At 71.5% G+C, this 20,192-nt stretch carries 20 protein-coding genes and 1 pseudogene; 11 read left to right on the top strand and 10 right to left on the bottom strand.

Annotation, left to right across the window (positions count from 1 at the left end; all coding sequences use genetic code 11):
* On the bottom strand, positions 1–373 hold a 373-nt coding region (locus tag E1295_RS39115; protein WP_166427636.1), incomplete at its 3' end, for an ROK family protein.
* A 63-nt stretch (positions 374–436) separates the two neighbouring features.
* Between E1295_RS39115 and E1295_RS39110 the strand changes: the two genes are divergently transcribed.
* The 6 genes from E1295_RS39110 (at position 437) to E1295_RS39085 (ending at position 4,370) form a co-directional block, all read left to right on the top strand.
* Entirely contained in the window at positions 437–1,255 is an 819-nt protein-coding gene (locus tag E1295_RS39110; protein WP_132638831.1) for a GNAT family N-acetyltransferase, read from the top strand.
* 61 nt (positions 1,256–1,316) lie between these two features.
* Positions 1,317–2,330 carry a phosphotransferase family protein gene (locus tag E1295_RS39105; protein WP_132638829.1) on the top strand — a complete coding sequence of 338 codons (1,014 nt, stop codon included), beginning with the start codon at positions 1,317–1,319 and terminating at the stop codon, positions 2,328–2,330.
* 93 nt (positions 2,331–2,423) lie between these two features.
* A complete protein-coding gene (locus tag E1295_RS39100; RefSeq protein WP_132638827.1) occupies positions 2,424–2,684 on the top strand; it encodes a hypothetical protein in 261 nt (86 codons plus the stop codon).
* Positions 2,685–2,741: 57 nt separating this feature from the next.
* The gene (locus E1295_RS39095; protein ID WP_132638825.1) at positions 2,742–3,593 is read left to right on the top strand and encodes a helix-turn-helix domain-containing protein; all 852 of its coding nucleotides are present in this window, start codon (positions 2,742–2,744) and stop codon (positions 3,591–3,593) included.
* A 69-nt stretch (positions 3,594–3,662) separates the two neighbouring features.
* Positions 3,663–3,929 carry a hypothetical protein gene (locus E1295_RS39090; protein ID WP_132638823.1) on the top strand — a complete coding sequence of 89 codons (267 nt, stop codon included), beginning with the start codon at positions 3,663–3,665 and terminating at the stop codon, positions 3,927–3,929.
* 108 nt (positions 3,930–4,037) lie between these two features.
* Complete coding sequence (locus E1295_RS39085; RefSeq protein ID WP_132638821.1) at positions 4,038–4,370, top strand: hypothetical protein; 333 nt, start codon at positions 4,038–4,040, stop codon at positions 4,368–4,370.
* A 133-nt stretch (positions 4,371–4,503) separates the two neighbouring features.
* Here the strand turns inward: E1295_RS39085 and E1295_RS39080 are convergent, their stop codons facing one another.
* The 7 genes from E1295_RS39080 to E1295_RS39050 form a co-directional block, all read right to left on the bottom strand.
* Positions 4,504–5,466: an ABC transporter substrate-binding protein gene (locus E1295_RS39080; protein ID WP_132638819.1), complete on the bottom strand. Its 963-nt coding sequence runs from the start codon at positions 5,464–5,466 to the stop codon at positions 4,504–4,506.
* Between the two features lie 14 nt (positions 5,467–5,480).
* Positions 5,481–6,428 carry an ABC transporter permease gene (locus E1295_RS39075; RefSeq protein WP_132638817.1) on the bottom strand — a complete coding sequence of 316 codons (948 nt, stop codon included), beginning with the start codon at positions 6,426–6,428 and terminating at the stop codon, positions 5,481–5,483.
* Positions 6,425–7,297, bottom strand: a complete 873-nt coding sequence (locus E1295_RS39070; RefSeq protein WP_132638815.1) for an ATP-binding cassette domain-containing protein — start codon at positions 7,295–7,297, stop codon at positions 6,425–6,427. The genes E1295_RS39075 and E1295_RS39070 overlap by 4 nt, the downstream gene beginning before the upstream one ends.
* Before the next feature lie 240 nt (positions 7,298–7,537).
* The gene (locus E1295_RS39065; protein WP_132638813.1) at positions 7,538–8,035 is read right to left on the bottom strand and encodes a Synaptonemal complex 1; all 498 of its coding nucleotides are present in this window, start codon (positions 8,033–8,035) and stop codon (positions 7,538–7,540) included.
* Between the two features lie 245 nt (positions 8,036–8,280).
* On the bottom strand, positions 8,281–9,666 hold the full coding sequence (locus E1295_RS39060) for a HAMP domain-containing sensor histidine kinase (protein ID WP_246080872.1): 1,386 nt from the start codon (positions 9,664–9,666) through the stop codon (positions 8,281–8,283).
* Positions 9,663–10,364, bottom strand: coding sequence for a response regulator transcription factor (locus E1295_RS39055; protein ID WP_132638811.1), 702 nt, complete (start codon positions 10,362–10,364; stop codon positions 9,663–9,665). Before E1295_RS39055 ends, E1295_RS39060 begins: the two co-directional genes overlap by 4 nt.
* A 62-nt stretch (positions 10,365–10,426) precedes the next feature.
* A complete protein-coding gene (locus E1295_RS39050; RefSeq protein ID WP_132638809.1) occupies positions 10,427–11,626 on the bottom strand; it encodes a cytochrome P450 in 1,200 nt (399 codons plus the stop codon).
* 86 nt (positions 11,627–11,712) lie between these two features.
* Between E1295_RS39050 and E1295_RS39045 the strand changes: the two genes are divergently transcribed.
* On the top strand, positions 11,713–12,270 hold the full coding sequence (locus E1295_RS39045) for a TetR/AcrR family transcriptional regulator (protein WP_132638807.1): 558 nt from the start codon (positions 11,713–11,715) through the stop codon (positions 12,268–12,270).
* A gap of 90 nt (positions 12,271–12,360) precedes the next feature.
* Here the strand turns inward: E1295_RS39045 and E1295_RS39040 are convergent, their stop codons facing one another.
* Both E1295_RS39040 and E1295_RS39035 read right to left on the bottom strand, forming a co-directional pair.
* Complete coding sequence (locus E1295_RS39040) at positions 12,361–13,866, bottom strand: phytoene desaturase family protein (RefSeq protein WP_132638805.1); 1,506 nt, start codon at positions 13,864–13,866, stop codon at positions 12,361–12,363.
* A gap of 49 nt (positions 13,867–13,915) precedes the next feature.
* Entirely contained in the window at positions 13,916–14,806 is an 891-nt protein-coding gene (locus E1295_RS39035) for a LysR family transcriptional regulator (RefSeq protein WP_132638803.1), read from the bottom strand.
* Positions 14,807–14,901: 95 nt separating this feature from the next.
* Here E1295_RS39035 and E1295_RS39030 point away from each other — a divergent pair, with 95 nt between their 5' ends.
* From E1295_RS39030 to E1295_RS39015, 4 genes and pseudogenes are all read left to right on the top strand, one after another.
* Positions 14,902–15,849, top strand: a complete 948-nt coding sequence (locus tag E1295_RS39030) for a YeiH family protein (protein WP_220449111.1) — start codon at positions 14,902–14,904, stop codon at positions 15,847–15,849.
* A 108-nt stretch (positions 15,850–15,957) separates the two neighbouring features.
* A complete protein-coding gene (locus E1295_RS39025; RefSeq protein WP_132638801.1) occupies positions 15,958–16,884 on the top strand; it encodes a pseudouridine-5'-phosphate glycosidase in 927 nt (308 codons plus the stop codon).
* 68 nt (positions 16,885–16,952) lie between these two features.
* A complete protein-coding gene (locus E1295_RS39020; protein WP_246080870.1) occupies positions 16,953–17,810 on the top strand; it encodes a carbohydrate kinase family protein in 858 nt (285 codons plus the stop codon).
* 82 nt (positions 17,811–17,892) lie between these two features.
* Positions 17,893–20,192: pseudogene (locus tag E1295_RS39015) on the top strand (hypothetical protein); the annotation flags it as partial.

The following is a 20,192-nucleotide window of genomic DNA, read 5'->3' as shown; positions in this document are numbered from 1 at the left end:
GGCCTACGGGGAGGGCGGCCCCGTAGGCCAGTTCCGCCTCCCCTGCCGCGCGGACGTCGTGCCCGAGCGCCACGGGCAGGTCCACGTCCGTGAACGACGACGCCGGCACGTCGCGCCACCCGAAGGCGGCCGAGAAGACGGCCCGTTCCGCCGTGACGAGGCCGGGCACCGCGAGCCCCACCGCGAGCGGGCGAGCACCTGGCCGGGGGCGGGCGAGGTCGCTGACGAAGGCGGACACGGCCTCGACGACCCGCCCGGGGCCTCCGGTGTGGGGGGTGGGCCGCCGCTCGATATGCAGACATGTCCCGTCGCGGGCGACAAGTCCGCCTTTCATGGTGGTGCCGCCAAGATCGACCGCTACAACGCACTCCATCCCTTCATCCTGCTGCAGAAACCCTTTGAGATCGTGCCCGCCCATGCAGAAGGATGGGGCATCATGCGCCGCCTCACCATCGACGACCTCGACTCCTGCATCCACCTGGCCAAGGACCGCGGCTGGCCGCCCGAGGCGCACAAGTGGCGCCTGCTGTTCGACATCGGCGAGCCGTACGGCATCGACGCCCCCGACGGCGACGGCCTGGCCGCGTGCAACGTCCTGACCCTCTACGGCGACGCGCACGCCGTGATCAGCATGGTGCTCACCGCGTCCCGCTACGCCCGGCGGGGCCTCGGCCGCGCGCTCATGCGGCACGTGCTCGACCGGGCGGGCGAGCGCACCGTCTTCCTGCACGCCACCGAGCAGGGGCGGCCACTCTACGAGGAACTGGGCTTCCGCACGACCGGGCGCGTGGTCAAGCACACGGGCGTCTTCGCGGGCGAGCCCTCGGGCCTGACCCGCCCGGCCACCGTCGCCGACCTCGACGCCATCCTCGCCCTCGACGCCGAGGTGTTCGGCATGGACAGGTCGGCGGCGCTGCGGCGGATGTTCTCCTTCGGCGAGCGGGTCAGGGTGGCGCCCGGCGGTTCCGGTCAGTGCCGCGGTTTCGGTCAGTGCTGGCGCAACGACGACACCATCGTGGTCGGCCCGGTCGTGGCGGACGACGAGAGCACGGCGCGCGCCCTGATCGGCGACCTGGCGCTCGACCCGGGCGGCGAGGTGCGGATGGACTTCGACCTCGCGCACGGGTCCATGATCCGGTGGGCGGGCGAGCACGGCATGGGTGAGCCGTGGGAGGTGGCGTTCATGGTGCGCGGCGGCGACCTGCCCGGGGACCGCTCACGCCAGTTCCTCCCCTTCACGCAGGCGCTCGGTTGACCCTGTTCCCGGGGCCTGAATAGGGTCTCACCAGAACATCATTCTGGCCGAAGGGCGGCACATGACCTCCACCCACATCGACCTCAGCGCCATCGACCTCGACGAGCTCGGCGCGTGGATGGACGAGCAGGGGCTGCCGTCCGGCCCGACCACGGGGGTGACGCCGGTCCCCGGCGGCACGCAGAACGTCATGGTCCGCCTCGAACGCGGCGGCCGCCCGTACATCTTGCGCAGGCCGCCGCAGCACGCCCGCCGCAGGAGCAACGAGGTGCTGCGCCGTGAGGCCCGGGTGCTGGCGGCGCTGCGCGACACCCCGGTGCCCGCGCCCACGCTGGTGGCCGCACAGACCGCGCGGGAGCCGGTGTTCTACCTGATGGACCCGGTCGACGGGTTCAACCCCTCGGTCGGGCTGCCGGAGCCGCACGCCTCCGACCCCGCGATCAGGCACCGCATGGGGCTGGAGGCGGCCGCCGCGCTGGCGGAGCTGGGGCGGGTCGATCCGGAGGTGCTGCCGGGCTTCGGCCGGCCTGAGGGGTTCCTCGAACGGCAGGTGCCGCGCTGGCTCAAGGAGCTCGACTCGTACGGCGAGCTCGACGGCTACCCCGGCCCCGACATCCCCGGGTTGAGCGAGACGGCCGGCTGGCTCACCCGCAACCTGCCCCCTACGTTCGTCCCGGGCGTCATGCACGGCGACTACCACTTCGCCAACCTGATGTTCGCCACCGACAGCCCCCGGGTGGCCGCCATCGTCGACTGGGAGATGTGCACGATCGGCGACCCGCTGGTCGACCTCGGCTGGCTGCTGGCGACGTGGCCGGTGAGCAACGACCACGTGCCGGGGCTGCCCGGGCCGCGCGAGATCATCGCCTACTACGCGGCGCTGTCCGAGCGCGACCTGTCGGCCATCGACTGGTACGCCGTCATGGCCTGCTTCAAGCTCGGCATCGTGCTGGAGGGCACGCACGCGCGGGCGTTCGCCGGGAAGGCGCCCAGGGACATCGGCGACCTGCTGCACGCGACGACGCTCGGTCTGTTCGAACGGGCCCAGGAGTTCATGCACGGCTCGCTCAACTGACCGGATATCACGATTTTCGGAGAAACGATCACATATCCGCCCCCGAGCCATACAATTGCGCGCAATTGCATCAGTTATCGGGGAAGGATCGTCATGCGTATGCGGTTCCTTGGGTCCACGTCGGAGGCGGGCGCCTGTCCCACCCTGTACGAGACCGACCGCGGCACCATCGTCGTCCAGGGCCTCCAGGTCACCGACATGGAGGCGCTCGCCGACCTCCGAGACGTGCTCGACGGCGAGACCGCCGTCGAGGTGCCCCGCGAGCTCATCACCGAAATCGCCCGCAGGGTCCTGCCCGACGGGTCGGCAACCGCTTTCCCCACCTGCGGAGGAACACCCACGGCTACCGCTTGATCACAATTGCGCACCGCACTGGCATGATCGGCACAAGCAGGGCTAGCCTCTTGCGGCGTGACGTCCTTTCAGCAGGCGCGCATCGACCTCGGCAGCCAATTACGCCAGCTGCGCGAGACCGCGCGGCTGTCCGGCAAGGAGCTGGCCGAGCAGCTCCGCTGGCAGCCTTCCAAGGTCTCGCGCCTGGAGAACGCCAGGCAGACCGCCACCGAGGACGACGTGGTCGTGTGGGCCCAGGCCGTGCGCGCTTCGCCCAGCACGACCGACGAGCTGATCCGGCAGGCGATCGCGCTGGTCGAACGGCACGACGACTGGAAGCAGCGCCACCGCAGCGGACTGGCGGCCCTCCAGGAGGACGTCCGCGACCTGGAGGCGCGCACCAAGCTGTTCCGGGTGTTCGAGCCCGGCATCGTCGTGGGCCTGCTGCAGACCTCCGAATACGCCCGGCACGTGTTCCGCAAGGTCAGGCGCCTCTACAGCGCCGCCGACCAGATCGACGCGGCCGTACGCGTACGCATGCAGCGCCAGGAGATCCTCTACGACCGCACGCGCACGTTCCGGTTCGTGGTCTCGGAGTCCACGCTGCGCACCCTCCTGGCGCCGCCCGAGGTGATGCGCGGCCAGCTCGACCGCCTGCTGGCCGTCAGCACCCTGCCCAATGTCGAGTTCGGCGTGATCCCGTTCGACGCCGAGTTCCCGTCCAACCCGGTCAACGGGTTCTGGATCTACAACGACTCCATGGTCGGCGTGGCCACCATGACGAAGGACCTCGTCCTGCGCGACCCCGACGACATCGCCTTCTACGTCCGGGCGTTCGACGACTTCGCGAAGGTGGCCGAATTCGAAGAGTCCGGACGGGAAGTCATCATCAGGGTTCTTCACGATTACCGGCAACAAACCGCATTTTAAACGCAGCAATTGCTTGCCCTCCGCCCCAAGATCGTGCAATTCTGTCGCGAGACGTTGCGGAGGTGACGCATGATGCTTGATACCGCGCTCTGCCTCGAGCGGTTCGCGTGGCACGCGGGTCGTCACGCGGACCTGTCGGTGCAGATACTCGCCCTGGCCAGCGACCCTGCCTACGTGTCGATCCGCAACCGCTTCTCGGCCACCCTCACGGAGACCGTGACCTGCTCCGACGAGGGCGCGTTCCTCACCTCGTGGGGCTACCGCCTCGGCACCTCCGAGGACGTCGAGTCCGCCGCCGCCCGGCTCGCCTTCCTGCTCGCCGCCCTGCCGGCCTGAGCCCGGCACCGGGGTTGAGGAACCGGGGAATGGCGTGGGACGTCGGTGACACATAGCGGCTTGGTAGAGCGGGAGACGGGGGCACAGGGAAAGCGCGGCGTCGCCGACGTGAGGGCTGACAGCGGCGAGTGGGACACCCGCCATCACGACAACGTGATTGATCTGGCCGAGCGGTTCGCCCGCCACTTCGACGATCCCTTGCAGGCGTATCTGCATGCCGCGCTCGTGCTGGTGGTCGAGCCTCGCGACCGCGGGATCGTCGGCGCCCTCATCGCCTATCCGCCGATACCGACCACGGAAACGACCCTCATCACTGTCCCTCGGAGGCTATCGGGCCACCGCATCGGGCTCCCGCGTACCGGCGCCGGGCAGCAGCGGGCCGGCCAGGGCGGCAGCGCCGAGGACAGCGACGTTGAACCACAAAGCGGTGGCCGTCGCTGAGGAGAACTCGTCTACAGTGAAAGAGAAGAAGATCGCACCCACGGCCGCGACCCCCAGGGCGGTGCCGAACTGGATGGCCGTGTCGACCCATCGATAACGGCTTTTCGCCGAATGCCCTCAACCCCGGGCACGATCAGCACCCCGCCCGATAGAGGATCTTCTCCACCTCCGGCTCGTCGACGTTCTCCTCCGTGACGATCGTGGCGTCCGTCGGGATCGACGCCGTGACCTGCTGCCCCTTCACCGCGGCGACCGCCTGCTCGACGCCCTTGGCGCCGATGTCGCCGGGCAACTGCGCGACCAGAGCCTGGACCACGCCGTCCTTGAGCTGCTTGACCTGCGCGGGGCCCGCGTCGAAGCCCACCATCTTGACCTCGCCCAGCTTGCCCGCCTGACGCAGGGCCGAGCCGGCGCCGGTGGCCGAGTTGAGGTTCGCCGCGAACACCCCGGCGAGGTCGGGATCCTTGGCCAGCGCCGCGTTGACGATCCTGGACGCCTCACCGACGTCGTTGTGCGAATATTGCACACCGAGATGGGCGATGTCCGGATGGTTCGCCTTGATCTCCTCCTCGAAGCCCTTGATGCGCGCGTCCACGGTGCTGACACCAGGGTCGGTGGAGATGACCAGCACCTTGCCCTTGCCGCCGATCTGCTCCGCGAGCGCCTGGGCCGCCGCCGCACCGCCCTTGACGTTGTCGGTGCTGATCCTGGACAGCCCGATGCTCTCGTCCTCGACCACCGTGTCCACCAGGATGATCTTGATGCCCTGCTGCTTGGCCTGGGTCAGCGGCGCGATCATCGCCTTGACGTCGGTCGGCGCGATCAGCATGGCGTCCGGCGCGCTCGCCGTCACGGAGTTGACGATCGGCGTCTGCAACGTCGGGTCGAATTTCTGCGGTCCCTGCACGTCGAGCGCCACACCCAGCTCCTGGGCCTTGGCCTTCGCGCCGCAGGCCATCGTCTCGTAGAACTCCTCCCCCGCCAGGCCCTGCACGAGCGTGACCCGGGTCTGTTCGCCGCCGCCCGCCTCGCTTCCCTGCCCGCCGCAGGCGGTGACCAGCGTCATCGCCGCGAGAACCGCCGTGATCCTGCGCATGGTGGTGCCTCCTCCTAATGGTCGCGGGTCCTGCGCCTCCACTGGTCGACGTAGACGGCGGCGACGAGCACCGCGCCCACCACCACCTGCTGCCAGAACGGCCGTACCCCGAGAATCTGGAAGCCGTTCTGCAACACGACGGGGATGAAAACGCCGATGACCGTGCCGGCCACCGTCCCGACCCCTCCGAACAGGGACGTCCCGCCGATCACCACGGCCGCGATGGCCTGGAGGTTGTCGGTGGAGTGCGCGGACACGCCGGTGATGCCGTACTTGGCCAGCGACAGGCAGCCGGCCAGGCCCGCCAGCAGGCCCGCGAGCCCGTACACCTTGACCAGGTGCGCGCGCACGGCCACGCCGCCGCGCCGGGCGGCCTCCACGTTGGAGCCGATCGCGTACGTGTGGCGGCCGAAGCGGGTGCGGGCGAGCATGAGCGCGAGGACCACGGTGATGGCGGCGCAGATCCACACGATCACCGGCACGCCCAGCCAGCGGGCGAGGCCGAGCCCGAGGTTCAGCTCGGTCGGGGCACGCAGGTCGACGCCGCCGGTGAGCAGCAGCGCGCCGCCGAGCGACATGCCGAGGGTGCCGAGCGTCACGATGAGCGCCGGGATGCGCCCCATGGCGACCAGCACGCCGTTCAGCACTCCCCAAGCCAGCCCCGCGACCAGGGCGGCCACGGTGCCCAGAACCAGCGACCCGGTGGCCTCCATGACTTTGGCCGCGGACACCGCCGAGAACACCAGCACCCCGCCCACCGACAGGTCGATGCCCGCCGTGATGATCACGTACGTCATGCCGGCGGCGAGCAGCAGCAGGATGGCCGCGTCGCTGACCAGGTTGAGCAGGTTGAACGAGGTGGGGAACGTACGCGGCGCGAGCAGCGAGAACGCCACCACCAGCCCCGCCAGCACCAGGCCGATCCACACGACCTGCGGGGCGCCGAGCCGGAGGTGCCTCATCGCTCGTCTTCCTCCACGGCCGCGGCCTCCTGGTCGGGTCCGTTCTGGTCGGATCCATCCTGGTCGGGTCCGTCCCGGTCGGATCCATCCTGGTCGGATCCGTTCTGGTCGGGCTCGTCCTGTTCGAGTGCGCCTGTCATGGCGCCGACCAGTTCCTCCATCGACACGCGCGCGGTGTCGAACCTGGCCACCCTGCGGCCCAGCCGCAGCACCTCCACCCGGTCCGACACCGCCATGACGTCCTGCATGTTGTGGCTGATGAGCACGACCGCCACGCCCGAGTCGCGTACGTTCCTGATCAGGTCGAGCACCCGACGCGTCTGCACCACGCCGAGCGCCGCGGTCGGCTCGTCCATGAACACCGCCCGCCGTGCCCATCCCACGGCCCTGGCCACCGCGACCCCCTGCCGCTGCCCGCCCGACAGCGTCGAGACCAGCGCGGTCTCCGACTTCAGCCGTACGCCGAGCCGCTCGCACGCCTCCCGGGTCTCGCGTCGCATGGCGGCGTTGTCCAGCACGCCCAGCAGGCCGAGCAGGCCGGGCCTGAGCCGTTCCCTGCCGAGGAAGTAGTTGGCGGCCGGGCTGAGCTCGGCGCAGAGCGCGAGGTCCTGGTAGACGGTCTCGATGCCGGCGCCCCTGGCCTCCTCGACCGAGCCGAACGCCACCGGGCGGCCGTCGATCTCGATCGCGCCCGAGTCGGGCCGTTCGACGCCTGAAAGGATTTTCGCCAGGGTGGACTTCCCCGCGCCGTTGTCGCCGATCAGCGCGACCACCTCGCCCGGTCGCGCCGTGAAGTCCGCACCACGCAGCGCTTCCACGTGGCCGTAGCTCTTCACGATCCCGCGGGCGGCGATCAGTGGTGCGCCCATAGCACCATCAAGGATGTCCCTGACATCGTTGTCAAGCCCGGAACCGCATCGGGAGACCAGCTTGATTCCTTCGACGTCCTGAGCGGCCGCGCGCCGCGCCGGCTCACGAAGCCCACGCGGCGACGCCTGCCCGCAGGTGTACGTCCATGGAGCCGGCGCGTGGCACAACGCCCCGCCGAGGTGGTGAGGACGCGGAAGGGCGGGCCCGCAACGCGTGCGCGCCCGCCCTCCGGGAGGGGGTCAGTTGACGTCGAGCTTGCGCTGGATGGCGACGAGGATGTTCATCATCTCGAGCTGCGTCCCTTGCAGCCCGTCGACCTTGCTCTCCAGACTGTCGACCTTGTTCTCCAGGCTGTCGAGCCTGCGGTCGGTCTCCGCGAACTTGGCGTCGACCTTGGCGTCCAAGGCATCGACCTTGACATCCAAGGCATCGACCTTGACGTCGAGGGCGTCGACCTTGGTCTCCAGCGACCCCACCCTGGCGTCCAGGGCGTCGACCTTGGTCTCCAGCGACCCCACCCTCGCGTCCAGGGCGTCGACCTTGGTCTCCAGCGACCCCACCCTCGCGTCCAGGGCGTCGACCTTGGTCTCCAGCGACCCCACCCTCGCGTCCAGGGCGTCGACCTTGCTGTCGAGGGTGTCGACCTTGGCGTCGAGCGTGGTGACCTTGCCGTCGAGGATCTTGACGCGGGAACCCACGCCGTTGACGCGCTCGGTGAGCTGCTGTCCCAATTCCATGCGATCCGCCCGAATGTTGACGAACTCAGTGGCCAACTCGTTAGCGAGTTTGACAGCCGCGTCCTTGTAGCTCAACTCGATCTCCCCTACCGTTGGAGGTAGGGACCGGGGATGTGAAGGATCTCCGGTCCCGTTTCTTTGCCAAGAGAGTACATCGCCGAGCGCCGCCGACGAAATGGAAGCGAAGAAAGTTTCCCCTGGTCAGAGGGCTGTTTGCGGCATAAATTCGGACCTTTCCGAATAAGTTAGCCGGACGTATTCTGCAGGTCGTCATTTCGCCCGTTATATGGTTTTGTATCCGACCGTCGATCGGGAGTTCCCGGCAGATCCATAGTGGCGATCGCGCCGCCGCCTCGCGCGTTCTCCAGGCGTACCGATCCTCCCGCCTCCGCGACCGCCTGCGCCACGATCGCCAGCCCCAGCCCCGACCCGGGCAGCCCGCGCGCCGAGGGCGAGCGCCAGAAGCGCTCGAACACGTACGGCAGATCCTCCTCGGGCAGTCCTGGGCCGTGGTCGCGCACGGTCAGCCGGCCGCCGCGCAGCCGCACCTCGACCTGCCCGCCGGGGCTGAACTTGCCGGCGTTGTCGATGAGGTTGAGCACGGCACGTTCCAAGGAGGCGGCGGCGCCGACGACGTACCACGGGCTGAGGTCGGTGACGACCTCGGCGCCGCGCAGCCGGGCGCGCTCCACGGCGGCGGTCACCACCTCGTGGAAGGCCAGCTCGACGTGCGGCTCGTGGTCGGCGTCGCCTCTGGCGAGCTGGAGCAGGTCGCCGACCAGCGTGGACAGCTCGGCGAACTGCGCCTTCACGTTGACCAGGAGGCGTTCCTTGGCGCCCGGGTCGAGGCTGCGGCCCGTCTGCTCGCTGCGCAGCAGCAGGTCGATGTTGGTGCGCAGGGTGGTGAGCGGGGTGCGCAGCTCGTGGCCGGCGTCGGCGACGAGCTGCTGCTGGCGCTCGCGGGATCCGGCCAGGGCCGCGGTCATGGCGTTGAAGGACGAGCTGAGGCGGGCGATCTCGTCGTTGCCCTTGACGGGGATGCGGGTGCCGAGGTCCTCGGTCTGGGCGATGTGCTCGACCGCCTTGGTGAGGTCCCCGACCGGGCGAAGGCCCGCGCGCGAGATGGCCAGGCCCGCCCACGCGGCGCCGAACACGCCGAGGGCCGCGACGGCCGCCAGCGCGAACGCGGTGTTCCGCAGCGTGCGCCTCGTGTGGTAGAGCGGCGCCGCCTCCAGGACGGCGGTTCCGGGGGAGAAGTTCGAGATCACCACGCGGACCGGCTTTCCGTCGCGGGTCACGCCGTCACGGCAGATCGGCTCGCGGCGGTCGGCCGCCAGGGTCAGATCCTCCTCCGTCCACACGATGGGGGCGCCGAGCGAGCACGTGGTGCCGTCGGCGCGCAGCAGCATCGCCATGCCGGCGTACTCGTCGGACGAACCCTCGGGGGTGCAGTGGTGGAGGAGGAAGTCCCTGTCGCCTGACTCCTCCGGGTCCATGATGGTCTGGTCGAGCTGCTTGATCAGCTGGTTCTGGACGATGAACCACGACATGCCCGCGCACACCGTGATGGCCAGCGCCACGGCCACCGTGACGAGGAGGGTGAGGCGGGACCGCAGGCTCCCGCGTCTCACGGCGCCGCTCTCAGTACGTATCCCACGCCGCGTACCGTGTGGATCACGCGCGGCTCACCCCCGGCCTCGGTCTTGCGCCGCAGGTACATCACGTAGACGTCGAGCGAGTTGGACGTCGGCTCGAAGTCGAATCCCCACACCTCGCTCAGGATCTGGTCCCTCGTCAGCACCTGGCGCGGGTGCGCGAGGAACAGCTCCATCAGCAGGTATTCGGTCCTGGTCAGGTCGAGCCTGCGCTCGCCGCGCGTGACCTCCCGGGTGGCCGGCTCCATGCGCAGGTCGTCGTAGGTGAGCACGCCGCCGGTCTCGGCGGGGCCGGCGTTGAGAGCGCCGCGCCGCAGCAGCGCGCGCACCCTGGCCAGCAGCTCATCCAGCTCGAACGGCTTGACGAGGTAGTCGTCGGCTCCCGCGTCGAGCCCGGAGACCCGGTCGCCGACCGCGTCGCGGGCGGTCAGCATGAGGACGGGTATGTGGTTGCCGGACGCCCGCAGCCGGCGGCACGCGGTCAGCCCGTCGAGGCGCGGCATCATGACGTCGAGCAGCACCCCGTCGAACGAGTCGCTCGCCAGGGCCTCCAGCGCGGCGTGCCCGTCGCCGGCCGTGGCGACCTTGTAGCCCTCGAACTCCAGGCTCGACTGCAGCGCCTCGCGCAACGCGGGCTCGTCGTCCACCACCAGCAACCGTGCGGGCTCACTCATGCTACAAACGCTAGAGGTTCATCATGAAAAGGTGATGAACGCCCTTGTCTCTTTTCCGAGGATCACCACGCCACGGGCAGCGTCTTGAGCCCGAAGATGGGGCTTTCGTGCTTGATGGGCACGTCCTCGGCGGGCACCGCGACCCGCAGCCCGGGCAGGCGCTCGAACAACGTGCGCAGCGCGATCTCCAGCTCGGCCCTGGCCAGGTTCTGGCCGAGGCACTGGTGCACCCCGTAGCCGAAGGCCACGTGGTGGCGGGCCGAACGGCCGATGTCGAACTCGTCCGGCCGGTCGAAGGCACGCTCATCCCGGTTGGCGGAGGCGCCGAGCACGAAGATGCCCTCGCCCTTCCTGACGAGCTGCCCGCCGATGTGCTGGTCCTCGGTGGCCACGCGGTCGAACGCGACCCAGTCCGCGATCGAGTGGTAGCGCAGCAGCTCCTCGACGGCCATGGGCCACAGGCCGGGGTCCGCGCGCAGCGCGGCGAGCTGGGCGGGATGATCCATGAGCGTGAGCGCGGCCAGGGGGATCATGTTGGCGGTGGTCTCGTGCCCGGCGACGAGCAGCAGGAACATCACGCCCACGATCTCGCCGTGGGTGAGCTCCCCACCGCCGACCAGCCGGCCGAGCAGGTCGTCGCGGGGGTCGGCCTCCGCCTTGGTCACCAGCGCGTCGAGGAACCCCCTGATCTCCATCACCGCGGCGTGACGCGTTCCGGGGTCGGCGGCCGAGACCATCGTGCGGGTCCGTGACTCGAAGAACTCGTGCTCGGCGTACGGGACCCCGAGCAGCCGGCAGATGACCAGCGAGGGCAGCGCCAGCCCGAACGCCTCGACGAGCTCGGCCTCCGGCCCTTTGGCGAGCATGTCGTCGATGAGCTCGTCGGCGATCTGCTGGATGCCGGGCCGCAGCTCCCTCATCCGCTTCACGGTGAACTCCGGGATGAGCAGCCGCCGGAACCTGCCGTGTTCTGGCGGGTCCAGGTCGATGAAGTGGCCGACGGCGAACTCCTCCATGAACGCGTCCCGCTCGGGAGTCGGAGGTTCCGCGCTCAGCGCGCCGCTCGGGTGGCCGGGGGCGGCCGGGTTGGTGCTGATGCCCGCGCCCGAGAGGACCTGCCGGGCCTCGGCGTGCCGCGTGACCAGCCAGGCCTCGCCGCCGGGCAGCGTGGCGCGCACGAGCGGGGCCTGCTCGCGCATGCGGGCGTAGGCGGGTGGGGGCGCATACGGGCAGGTGCGCGGGAGAGGGAAGTTCTCGGCCATAGTGTGCTCCCAACGAGTCAGGCCACATTGTTTACTTACAAGAAAGTAAGCAATGGGGCGGCCGGCGGTCAAGCGAGAGGAGCGGCATGGCGGGACGGCGGACGGACACGAAAGAGCGGATCCAGCAGGTGGCGCTGGAGTTGTTCGCCGAGCGGGGATACGACAAGACCACGCTCCAGGAGGTCGCGGAGCGGCTGCGGATCACCAGGCCCGCGCTCTACTACCACTTCCGCACCAAGGAGGCGATCCTGGTCGGCGTCGTCGACCGGCTGGTCGACTCGATCGACGAGCTGGTCTCCTGGGCCAGGCGGCAGCCCATGACCCCCGAGTCGAAGAAGGAGATCCTGCGGCGCATCGCCGAGCTGCTGGCGGATCAGTGGCGACCACTGCTCCGGTTCGCGCAGGTGAACCAGGGGGTGATGCGCGAGGTGCCGGCCGGCGAGCGCATGCAGCAGGGCGTGCTCAGCATGCTCGCCCTGCTGGTGGAGCCGGAGGCGAGCCCGGTGCGGCGGTTCGAGGCCCGGCTCGCGGTGCTCGCGGTGATCGCGGGCAACGTGCCCTTCCTGGCCGACGCGGACGTGCCGGAGGCGGAGCGGATGGCGGTGGCGCTGGAGGTGGCCGGCAGGCTGGTCTCGGACGGTTAGCGGCGCCCGGCGACGACCAGTGCGGTCAGCGGCCGTCAGTGGCGGTCAGCGATGGTCGGTGATGGCCGGTGCGGTGATGGCCGGTGACGGTCAGCGGCCGAGCAGGGCCATGGCGGCGTTGTGCCCGCCGATCCCGCTCACGCCCCCGCCCCTGCGGGCGCTCGCGCCGCACATGAGCACGCGTTCGTGCTCGGTCGCAACGCCCCAGCCGCCCTCCTCCGCGTACGGCCAGCTCAGGTCGGTGTGGAAGATGTGGCCGCCGGGGAGCCCCGCGTCCTGTTCGAGGTCGACGGGGGTCTTGGCCTCGACGCACGGGCTGCCGTCGGGGGCCTTGAGCAGGCAGTCTTCGAGGGGTTCGGCCAGGACGGCGTTGACGGAGGCGAAGGTGGCCTCCAGCGCCTGTTTCCGGGCCTGATCCGGATTTTCCCGGAAGAGCCGGGCGGGCATGTGCAGCCCGAACAACGTCATCGTCTCGGCTCTCCCCCGCAGCTCGGGGCCGAGGATGGACGGATCGGTCAGGGAGTGGCAGTAGACCTCGGCGGGCGGCAGTTCGGGGATCTCCCCACGCGCCGCCTGCGCGTACGCCCTCGCGAGCTGCTCTCGCCCCTCGTTGATGTGGAACGTCCCGCTGAAGGCGGCCCGCGGGTCCACCCGCGGATCCTTCAGCCGGGGCAGCCGCGACAACACCATGTTGACCTTCAGCTGCGCCCCTTCGGGCGCCGTCGCCGGCCGGCCCATCAGCCGGTCGAGCACCGCGGGCGGCAGGTTGACCAGCACGTGCCCGCCGTTCACCGTGTGCTCGCCGTCCTCCGTCACGAACGTGACCTCACCGGTCGGCGAGATGCCCGTGATCTCCGCGCCGGTCATGATCTCGGCGCCGGCCCGCCTGGCCGCCGTCTCCAGCGCCTGCGAGACCGCGCCCATGCCGCCGACGGGGACGTTCCAGTCGCCGGTTCCGTCGCCGATGACGTGGTAGAGGAAGCAGCGGTTGGCCGACAGGTCGGTGGCGGTGTCGGCGAACGTGCCGATGAGCGCGTCGGTGAGCACGACGCCGCGCACGGTGTCGTCGGCGAAACGTTCGTCCACGCTCTCGCCGATCGGCCGGGCGAACAGGTCGCGCCAGGCCTCCGCGCCCACGAGCCGCTCGATCTCGGCCGGCGCGCGCAGGGGTTCGAGCAGGGTGGGGGCGAGGACGCGGGCGACGCGCGCGGTCATGCCGTAGAAGGCCTGCCAGGCCTCGTGGTCGGACTCGCCGCCGGCGACCTCGCGGAAGGAGGCCGCCGTACGCGCGGGGTCATCGTTGTCGACGAGCAGGCCGGTGCCGCTTTTGGGCGTGTACGAGGCGTAGCGGCGTCCCCGCAGCTCCAGATCGAGCCCCAGGTCGCGGACGATCTCGCGGGGCAGGAGGCTGACGAGGTAGGAGTAGCGCGACAGGCGCACGTCGACGCCGGGGAAGGCGCGGGTGGAGATCGCCAGGCCGCCCACGTGACCGTACCGCTCAAGGACGAGCACCCGGCGTCCCGCCCGGGCCAGGTACGCCGCGGCGACCAGCCCGTTGTGCCCGCCCCCGGCCACGATCACGTCATAAGCACCCATCCACGCACCATAAGGTCCAAACCACACCATCCGTCAACGCCCGGAACGGTCAGGGACGGCTGGCGATGGCGAGCAGGTTCGCGGCGGGACCGGTGAGGGGCCGGCCGCGACGCCACACCGCGCGCAGGCTCCTGACCAGGTTCACCCCGGCCAGGGGCACCTCGACCAGCCGCCCGGTCGCCACGTCGGCCTCCACCGCGTACCCGCTGAGCACCGCCGGCGCCGCCCCCGCCTGCGCGGCCCCTTTGACCGCCGCGTTCGACCCCAGCTCCAGCCGCGGGCTGGCCTGGTGCAGGCCCTTGAACGCCAGGTCCAGCGTCTCCCGCGTCCCCGACCCCGGCTCCCGCACCACCAGCGGCGTCGCGGCCAGTTCCGCGCCCCGCAGGACCGTACGGCGCCGCGCCCACGGATGGCCGGGCGCCACCACGACCACCAGCCTGTCGGTCCCCACGACCCGGCTGTCCAGCCCTTCCGGCACGCTCGGCCCCTCGACGAACCCCAGCTCCACGTCCTCGGCCAGCACCCGTGCCGCGACGTCGGCGGAGTTGACCACGTCGAGCCCGACCGGCACGTCCGGCTCCCGGTTCTGCAGCTCGCCGAGCCACCTGGGCACGAGGTACTCGGCCACGGTCATGCTGGAGGCCACCCGCAGGTGCGCCGCCTCCGCGTGCCGTACGGCCTGGACGGCGCGCATCAGCTCCTCGGCCGCGGCGAGCACCTGGGCGGCCCAGCCCGCCACCATCCTGCCCTCGGCGGTGAGCGTGGACCCGCGCGGTGTGCGCTCGACCAGGGGGAGCCCGAGCCGGCGTTCGAGGTGGGCGACGCGCTTGCTGGCCGACGGCTGGGCGATGCCCGCCGCCTTGGCCGCCTGCCCGAGGCTGCCGAGCACGCCGACGTCCACCAGCAGCTTCAGGGAGTCAAGATCGGGCAGCGCGCTCATAGCTTCAGGCTATGGGTTCACAGGCAGGTCGCGCCTACCGGCCCCCTCACGCGCTCAGAAGACTGAGATCATGCACCTCACCCGCGGCGGCAGCCGTGGCGATCTTGCCGGGTGTCGCCGTGGCCGCCCTCGCGGTGGTGTTCGCGCTGGCCGTCAACCGGGTCGTGCCGGCGCTCAGCCCCGCGGTGGTGGCGGTGGTCGCCGGCGCGGCGCTGGCCAACGTGGCCGGGGTCGGTGAGCGGTTGAAGCCGGGCCTCGCGTTCGTCTCCAGGCGGGTGCTCCGGGTCGCGGTCGCCCTGCTGGGCCTGCAGATCGCCCTCCCCCAGGTGCTGGCGCTCGGCTGGCAGACGCTCGCCGTGGTGGCCGTGGCGACCGGGGTGACGTTCGCGGTGACGCCGCTCGCCGGCCGCAGGCTCGGCCTCACGCGCGGCGCGTCGCTCCTCGTCGCCACCGGCGTGTCCATCTGCGGCGCCGCCGCGATCGCCGCCATGCACGAGAGCACGGACGCCTCCGACGATGACGACGCCGCCGGCGCGCTCGGCGTCGTCGTCCTGTACGGCACCGCCGCCATCGCCGCGATCCCTTTGCTGGCCTCCGTCATGGGCCTGTCGTCCGCGCAGCTCGCGGTGTGGACGGGGGCGGCCGTGCACGAGGTCGCCCAGGTGGCCGCCATCGGCGCCGCCTCGGGAGTGCTCGCCACGGCCGTGACGGTCAAGCTGGGCCGCGTCCTGCTCCTCGCCCCGATGGTGGCCCTGTTCTCCGGCCGTACCCGGGACGCGGGGTCCCGCCCGCCGGTCGTGCCGCTGTTCGTGGTGGCGTTCCTGGCGATGGTCGCCCTGCGCAGCACCGGGCAGGTGCCCGCGGCGGTGACGGACACGATCCCGCAGGTCACCGGCGTGCTGATGGCGGCCGCCCTGTTCGGCCTGGGCACCGGCATCGATCTGCGAAAACTACTCAAAGGCGGACGGATCGTGCTGCTCGGCGGCATCGCCACGGCCGTCATCACCGCCGTCTCACTGGCCGGAACGGCGCTCCTCGTGTGATCCTCAGGTGGGACGGCTTCAGCGTCGCGCCCGGCTTGGAACAAATACCGTAAAGTACCCCGTTCAGGGTATGCCGGGCAGGATCACTCAGGGAGCACGAAACTCACCATGCGCAGCGCCACCGACTCCGTTCTCCAGCCTTCCGACGAGGTCGTCGAGGCCATGGCCGGCGGCGCACCGGTCGTGGCGCTGGAGTCCACGATCATCTCCCACGGGCTGCCGCAACCGCGCAACCTCGAGGTGGCCCGGGAGCTGGAGGGAATCGTCCGCGCCGCGGGCGCCGTGCCCGCCACGATCGCCGTGCTCGACGGCGTGCCGCGCATCGGGCTGAACGAGGTGGAGCTGGAGCGTATAGCGACGGAGTCGGGCCTGCGCAAGCTGGGGCAACGCGACCTGCCCTTGGCGGCGGCGCTGAAGGCGAGCGGCGCCACCACGGTGTCGGCCACGTCGTTCCTCGCCGCCCGCGCCGGCATCCGCGTCTTCGCCACCGGCGGCCTGGGCGGCGTGCACCGGGGATGGACGGACGACCAGGACGAGTCCGCCGACCTCGACACACTCGCCCGTACGCGCATCACGGTCGTCTGCGCGGGCGTCAAGTCGATCCTCGACGTGCCCGCGACGCTGCAGCGCCTGGAGACCAGGGGCGTGACGGTGGCCGGCTACCGTACGGACACCTTCCCCGGCTTCTACCTGCACTCCTCCGGCCAGCCGATCGACTGGCGCATCGAGTCGCCCGGCGAGGCCGCGGCCGTCATGCGCGGCCAGGACGCGCTCGGCGGCCAGGAGAGCGCGTTCATCGTGGCCAACCCCGTGCCCGAGGACCAGCAACTCGACCCCGCGCTGCACGACCGCGTGCTGGCCGAGGCGCTGGCCGCGGCCGAGCGCGACGGCGTCAAGGGGCAGGCCATCACCCCGTTCCTGCTCGGTTATCTCGTGGACGGCACCGGCGGCGCCTCCCTCGAGGCCAACCTGGCCGCCGTACGAGGAAACACCGCGCTCGCCGCCCGGATCGCCCTCGCCTGGGCACAACCGTGACGGGCGAGGCTCTCCTGGTCATCGGCGACGTCGTCACCGATGTGGTGGCGTTGCACGGTTCGCCGGTCATGACCGGCAGCGACACGGCCGCCGACATCGTGCTGCGGCCCGGCGGTTCCGGCGCGAACACCGCCGCCTGGGCCGCCTGCCTGGGCGCCGACGTGCGACTGCTGGCCAAGCTGGGCTACGACAGCAGCGAATGGCACACGACCGAACTGCTCAATACGGGCGTACGCCCCCACTTCTCCGTAGACCCCGAGCACCCGACCGCCGTCGTGATCGCGATGGTGGACAAGAGCGGTGAACGCTCGATGCTCACCAACCGCGGCGCCGGCGGCCTGATCTCCGACGCCGACTGGGACCCCGCCCTGCTCGACGGCGTCGGCCGGCTCCATGTGTCGGGGTACATCCTCTTCGCAGAAGGCGGGCTCCGGCTGGCCAGGCGCGCCATGGCGGAGGCGGCGGCCAGAGGCGTCGCGATCAGCGTCGACCCGGCCTCCACGGGACCGCTGCGCGAGTTCGGCGTGGAACGGTTCATCCGGGAAACCGCCGCGGCCGGCCTGATCATCCCGAATCTTGACGAGGCCCTGATTCTCAGTGGCGCCCCAACAGCGGAGCGTGCCGCCGTACTCTTGAGTGAGACGTACGGCACAGCGGTCGTGAAACTGGGAGCGGAGGGAGCGCTGGCCGCCGTCGACGGTGCAGTGGTCGCGACGGCGGCGGGCGTGCCCACCGAAGTCGTCGACTCGACCGGGGCAGGTGACGCGTTCGCCGCGGGGTTCCTCGCGGCGACTTTAGACGGTGCGGCGGAAGGGGCCGCGCTGGAGGCCGGTTGCCGCGCGGGGGCCGAGTGTGTGGCCCACGTGGGCGGTCGGCCACGGTACGGTTTGGATCTGCACCGCCTTTACCCTATTCACACTGATTGATAGCTTGCCGCGTAGGCTGCACCATTAGCCACATCATTACGGGCAGCACCATGCGGCTCACTGGGGAGGATAAGGTCCGCCGATGGATGTCGAGTCATCGATCTGCCTGAGCGACCTAGTCCCTGCGCTGCGCTGGAGCCGTCCGCAGCAGGTGGCCGAGGCGCTCGGCGACCCGCGCCTGCCCGCCGGGTGGTGGTCCTCCCTGGCGCTGTCTAAGGCGCTCGGCACGGCGGGTCTCGACTGGATCTGCGAGCGGCTGGCCCGGCTGGCGACCTCCCGCTGGGACCACCTGCCGCTGTGCGACCTGCTGCCCGCGCTGACGGTGCACCACATCGACCCGTCGCTGCCCGGCTGGCCCGAGGCCACCCGTACGGCGATCACCGGGCTCGGCGGCTGGCAGCGGCTGCGCCGCCTGTCCCCCAGCGACCTGTCCACCCCGTCGGCCACGCCCGAAGTGGTGGTCGGGTCCGTCTTCCGCGAGATCCTCGGCCGCATCCCGGCCCAGCGCGAGCCGGTGCCCGCGGCGCGGGGGAGCCATCCGGAGGTCACCCGCCCGCTCCATGTCGGCGCGGCGACCGGTCTGTCGTCCAGAAGCACCGGCTCCTTCCCCGCCCAGCCGGAGGGCGCACCGCAGTCCCAGCCCGGCACCGGGCAACCCGCACCCGCCCAGCCCGGCGCACCGCAACCCGCGGCCGCCCAACCCGGCGGCCCGCAACCCGCGCCCGTCCAGCCGGGCGCACCGCAGCCTGGGCCCGTCCAGCCGGGGGCACCGCAAGCGCCGGTCCAGCCGGGGGCGCCGCAGCCCGCAGCCGCACAGTCCGGCGCCCCCCAACCCGGAGGGGCGCAGCCCGGCACACCGCAACCCGCCGGAGCCCAGCCGGGCGCGCCGCAAGCCGCGGCAGCCCGGTCAGGCCCTCCCGGCCAGCCCGGTCAACCTGGCCCAACCGGTCAACCCGGCCAAACCGGCCAGGCTGGGGCGCCGCAGGCCGCGGGTTCGCAGGGCGCCGCCGGGCAGCCCGCTCCGCACGAGGGCGCCGCTCCCTCCGCGCCCCCGCAGACCGGCATGTTCGTCGCCCAGAGCCCCGCCAAACCGGACGCCGGCGCACAGCCGCCGTCCACCGGCCCGTCCACCGGCCCGTCCACCGGCCCGTCCACCGGCCCATCCACTGCGCCGTCCACTGCGCCGTCCACTGGGCCGTTCGCGAGCCCGGCCGAGGGGCTCTCGCAGCCGCAAACGGGTACCTTCGCCGCGCAACCGCCCGAACGCGCATCCGGCCCGCAGAGCGGCGCCTTCGCCGCTCAATCGGACGGCCCGCTGCCGGCCCCGCCGGAAGGCCACCGGCCAGGGGCGGGAGTCCCGCCGTCGGAGGGCCGTCAGACGGGTTCGTTCCCCGCGCAGCCGGAGGGCGGCCGGGATCGCCACACGGGTTCCTTCGCCGCTCAGCCGCCCGAACGCGGGTCCGGCCCGCAGAGCGGCGCCTTCGCCGCACAACCGGACGGCCGCCAGACGGGGTCGCTCCCCGCCCAGCCCCAGAGCGGCGGCCCGCGCCAGGGCCCGGCGGGCGAGGGCCTGCCCCAGCGCCCGGCCTCCGGGCAGTCCGAACGCCTCCCGCAACGCCCCGGAGGCCCGGCGCCCGGACGCCAGGACACCGGGTCGCTGCCCGGCATGCCCGGCTCGGGTCCCCAAACAGGCTCGATGCCCGCCGTCCCCGGCTCCGGCCCGCACACCGGCTCGACGCCCGCCGTCCCCGGCTCCGGCCCGCACACCGGCTCGACGCCCGCCGTCCCCGGCGCGGCGCCCTCCGACACCGACCACGCGATGGTGCGGGTCGTGGACAGCCTGTTCCGCAGCCTCGACAAGCTGGAGTTGGCGGTGGCCGTGCACCGGCTGTTCGCCGAGGACCCGGTCAGCCTGCGTACGCTCGCCCACAAGCTGCTGGTGGACAGGGACGCGCTCTCGCAGGCCCAGCGCACGGCGGAGGAACGGGTCCTGCACTGGCTGCGTTCCTCCGAGTCGGCGCCCGTCACCGGCCACATGTTCCGGCTGACCGAGTGGCTCGGCGCGGCGGCCACCGAGGACCAGCTCATCGGCGCCGACCCGGCCCATCCGGTCACCGTCCCGTCGCTGCGCACCCCGCTCTGGCGCGTGCTCGTGACGCTCATGCCCGACCGCCGCCTCCAGGACGGCTGGCTGGTGGTCGGCGACCTGCACGGCCTTCAGCGCCGTACGCGCCAGCTGCTGGCCTCCAGCCCGCCCGACGCCGACGTCGTGGAGCTGATGGCCGAGCTGGGCATCCGCGCCCACTCGGCCAAGGCATGGCTCGACGCCCTGCCCCCTGAGACGAGCGCCAACCCGGCCGCAGCGCAGGCGCCCGCCCAGCC

The organism is Nonomuraea mesophila, assembly GCF_004352805.1.
In the GTDB taxonomy this organism is placed as follows: domain Bacteria; phylum Actinomycetota; class Actinomycetes; order Streptosporangiales; family Streptosporangiaceae; genus Nonomuraea; species Nonomuraea longispora.
Note: the sequence above shows the minus strand (reverse complement) of the source record. Positions and strands in the feature narration are given on the sequence as shown.

What these genes read in the sequence shown, in the direction of transcription:
- E1295_RS39110 (WP_132638831.1), top strand. Translation starts at nt 437, where the DNA reads ATGCGCCGCCTCACCATCGACGACCTCGACTCCTGCATCCACCTGGCC.
- E1295_RS39105 (WP_132638829.1), top strand. Translation starts at nt 1,317, where the DNA reads ATGACCTCCACCCACATCGACCTCAGCGCCATCGACCTCGACGAGCTC.
- E1295_RS39100 (WP_132638827.1), top strand. Translation starts at nt 2,424, where the DNA reads ATGCGTATGCGGTTCCTTGGGTCCACGTCGGAGGCGGGCGCCTGTCCC.
- E1295_RS39090 (WP_132638823.1), top strand. Translation starts at nt 3,663, where the DNA reads ATGATGCTTGATACCGCGCTCTGCCTCGAGCGGTTCGCGTGGCACGCG.
- E1295_RS39080 (WP_132638819.1), bottom strand. Translation starts at nt 5,466, where the DNA reads ATGCGCAGGATCACGGCGGTTCTCGCGGCGATGACGCTGGTCACCGCC.
- E1295_RS39075 (WP_132638817.1), bottom strand. Translation starts at nt 6,428, where the DNA reads ATGAGGCACCTCCGGCTCGGCGCCCCGCAGGTCGTGTGGATCGGCCTG.
- E1295_RS39070 (WP_132638815.1), bottom strand. Translation starts at nt 7,297, where the DNA reads ATGGGCGCACCACTGATCGCCGCCCGCGGGATCGTGAAGAGCTACGGC.
- E1295_RS39065 (WP_132638813.1), bottom strand. Translation starts at nt 8,035, where the DNA reads ATGGAATTGGGACAGCAGCTCACCGAGCGCGTCAACGGCGTGGGTTCC.
- E1295_RS39055 (WP_132638811.1), bottom strand. Translation starts at nt 10,364, where the DNA reads ATGAGTGAGCCCGCACGGTTGCTGGTGGTGGACGACGAGCCCGCGTTG.
- E1295_RS39050 (WP_132638809.1), bottom strand. Translation starts at nt 11,626, where the DNA reads ATGGCCGAGAACTTCCCTCTCCCGCGCACCTGCCCGTATGCGCCCCCA.
- E1295_RS39045 (WP_132638807.1), top strand. Translation starts at nt 11,713, where the DNA reads ATGGCGGGACGGCGGACGGACACGAAAGAGCGGATCCAGCAGGTGGCG.
- E1295_RS39040 (WP_132638805.1), bottom strand. Translation starts at nt 13,866, where the DNA reads ATGGGTGCTTATGACGTGATCGTGGCCGGGGGCGGGCACAACGGGCTG.
- E1295_RS39035 (WP_132638803.1), bottom strand. Translation starts at nt 14,806, where the DNA reads ATGAGCGCGCTGCCCGATCTTGACTCCCTGAAGCTGCTGGTGGACGTC.
- E1295_RS39025 (WP_132638801.1), top strand. Translation starts at nt 15,958, where the DNA reads ATGCGCAGCGCCACCGACTCCGTTCTCCAGCCTTCCGACGAGGTCGTC.
- E1295_RS39020 (WP_246080870.1), top strand. Translation starts at nt 16,953, where the DNA reads ATGACCGGCAGCGACACGGCCGCCGACATCGTGCTGCGGCCCGGCGGT.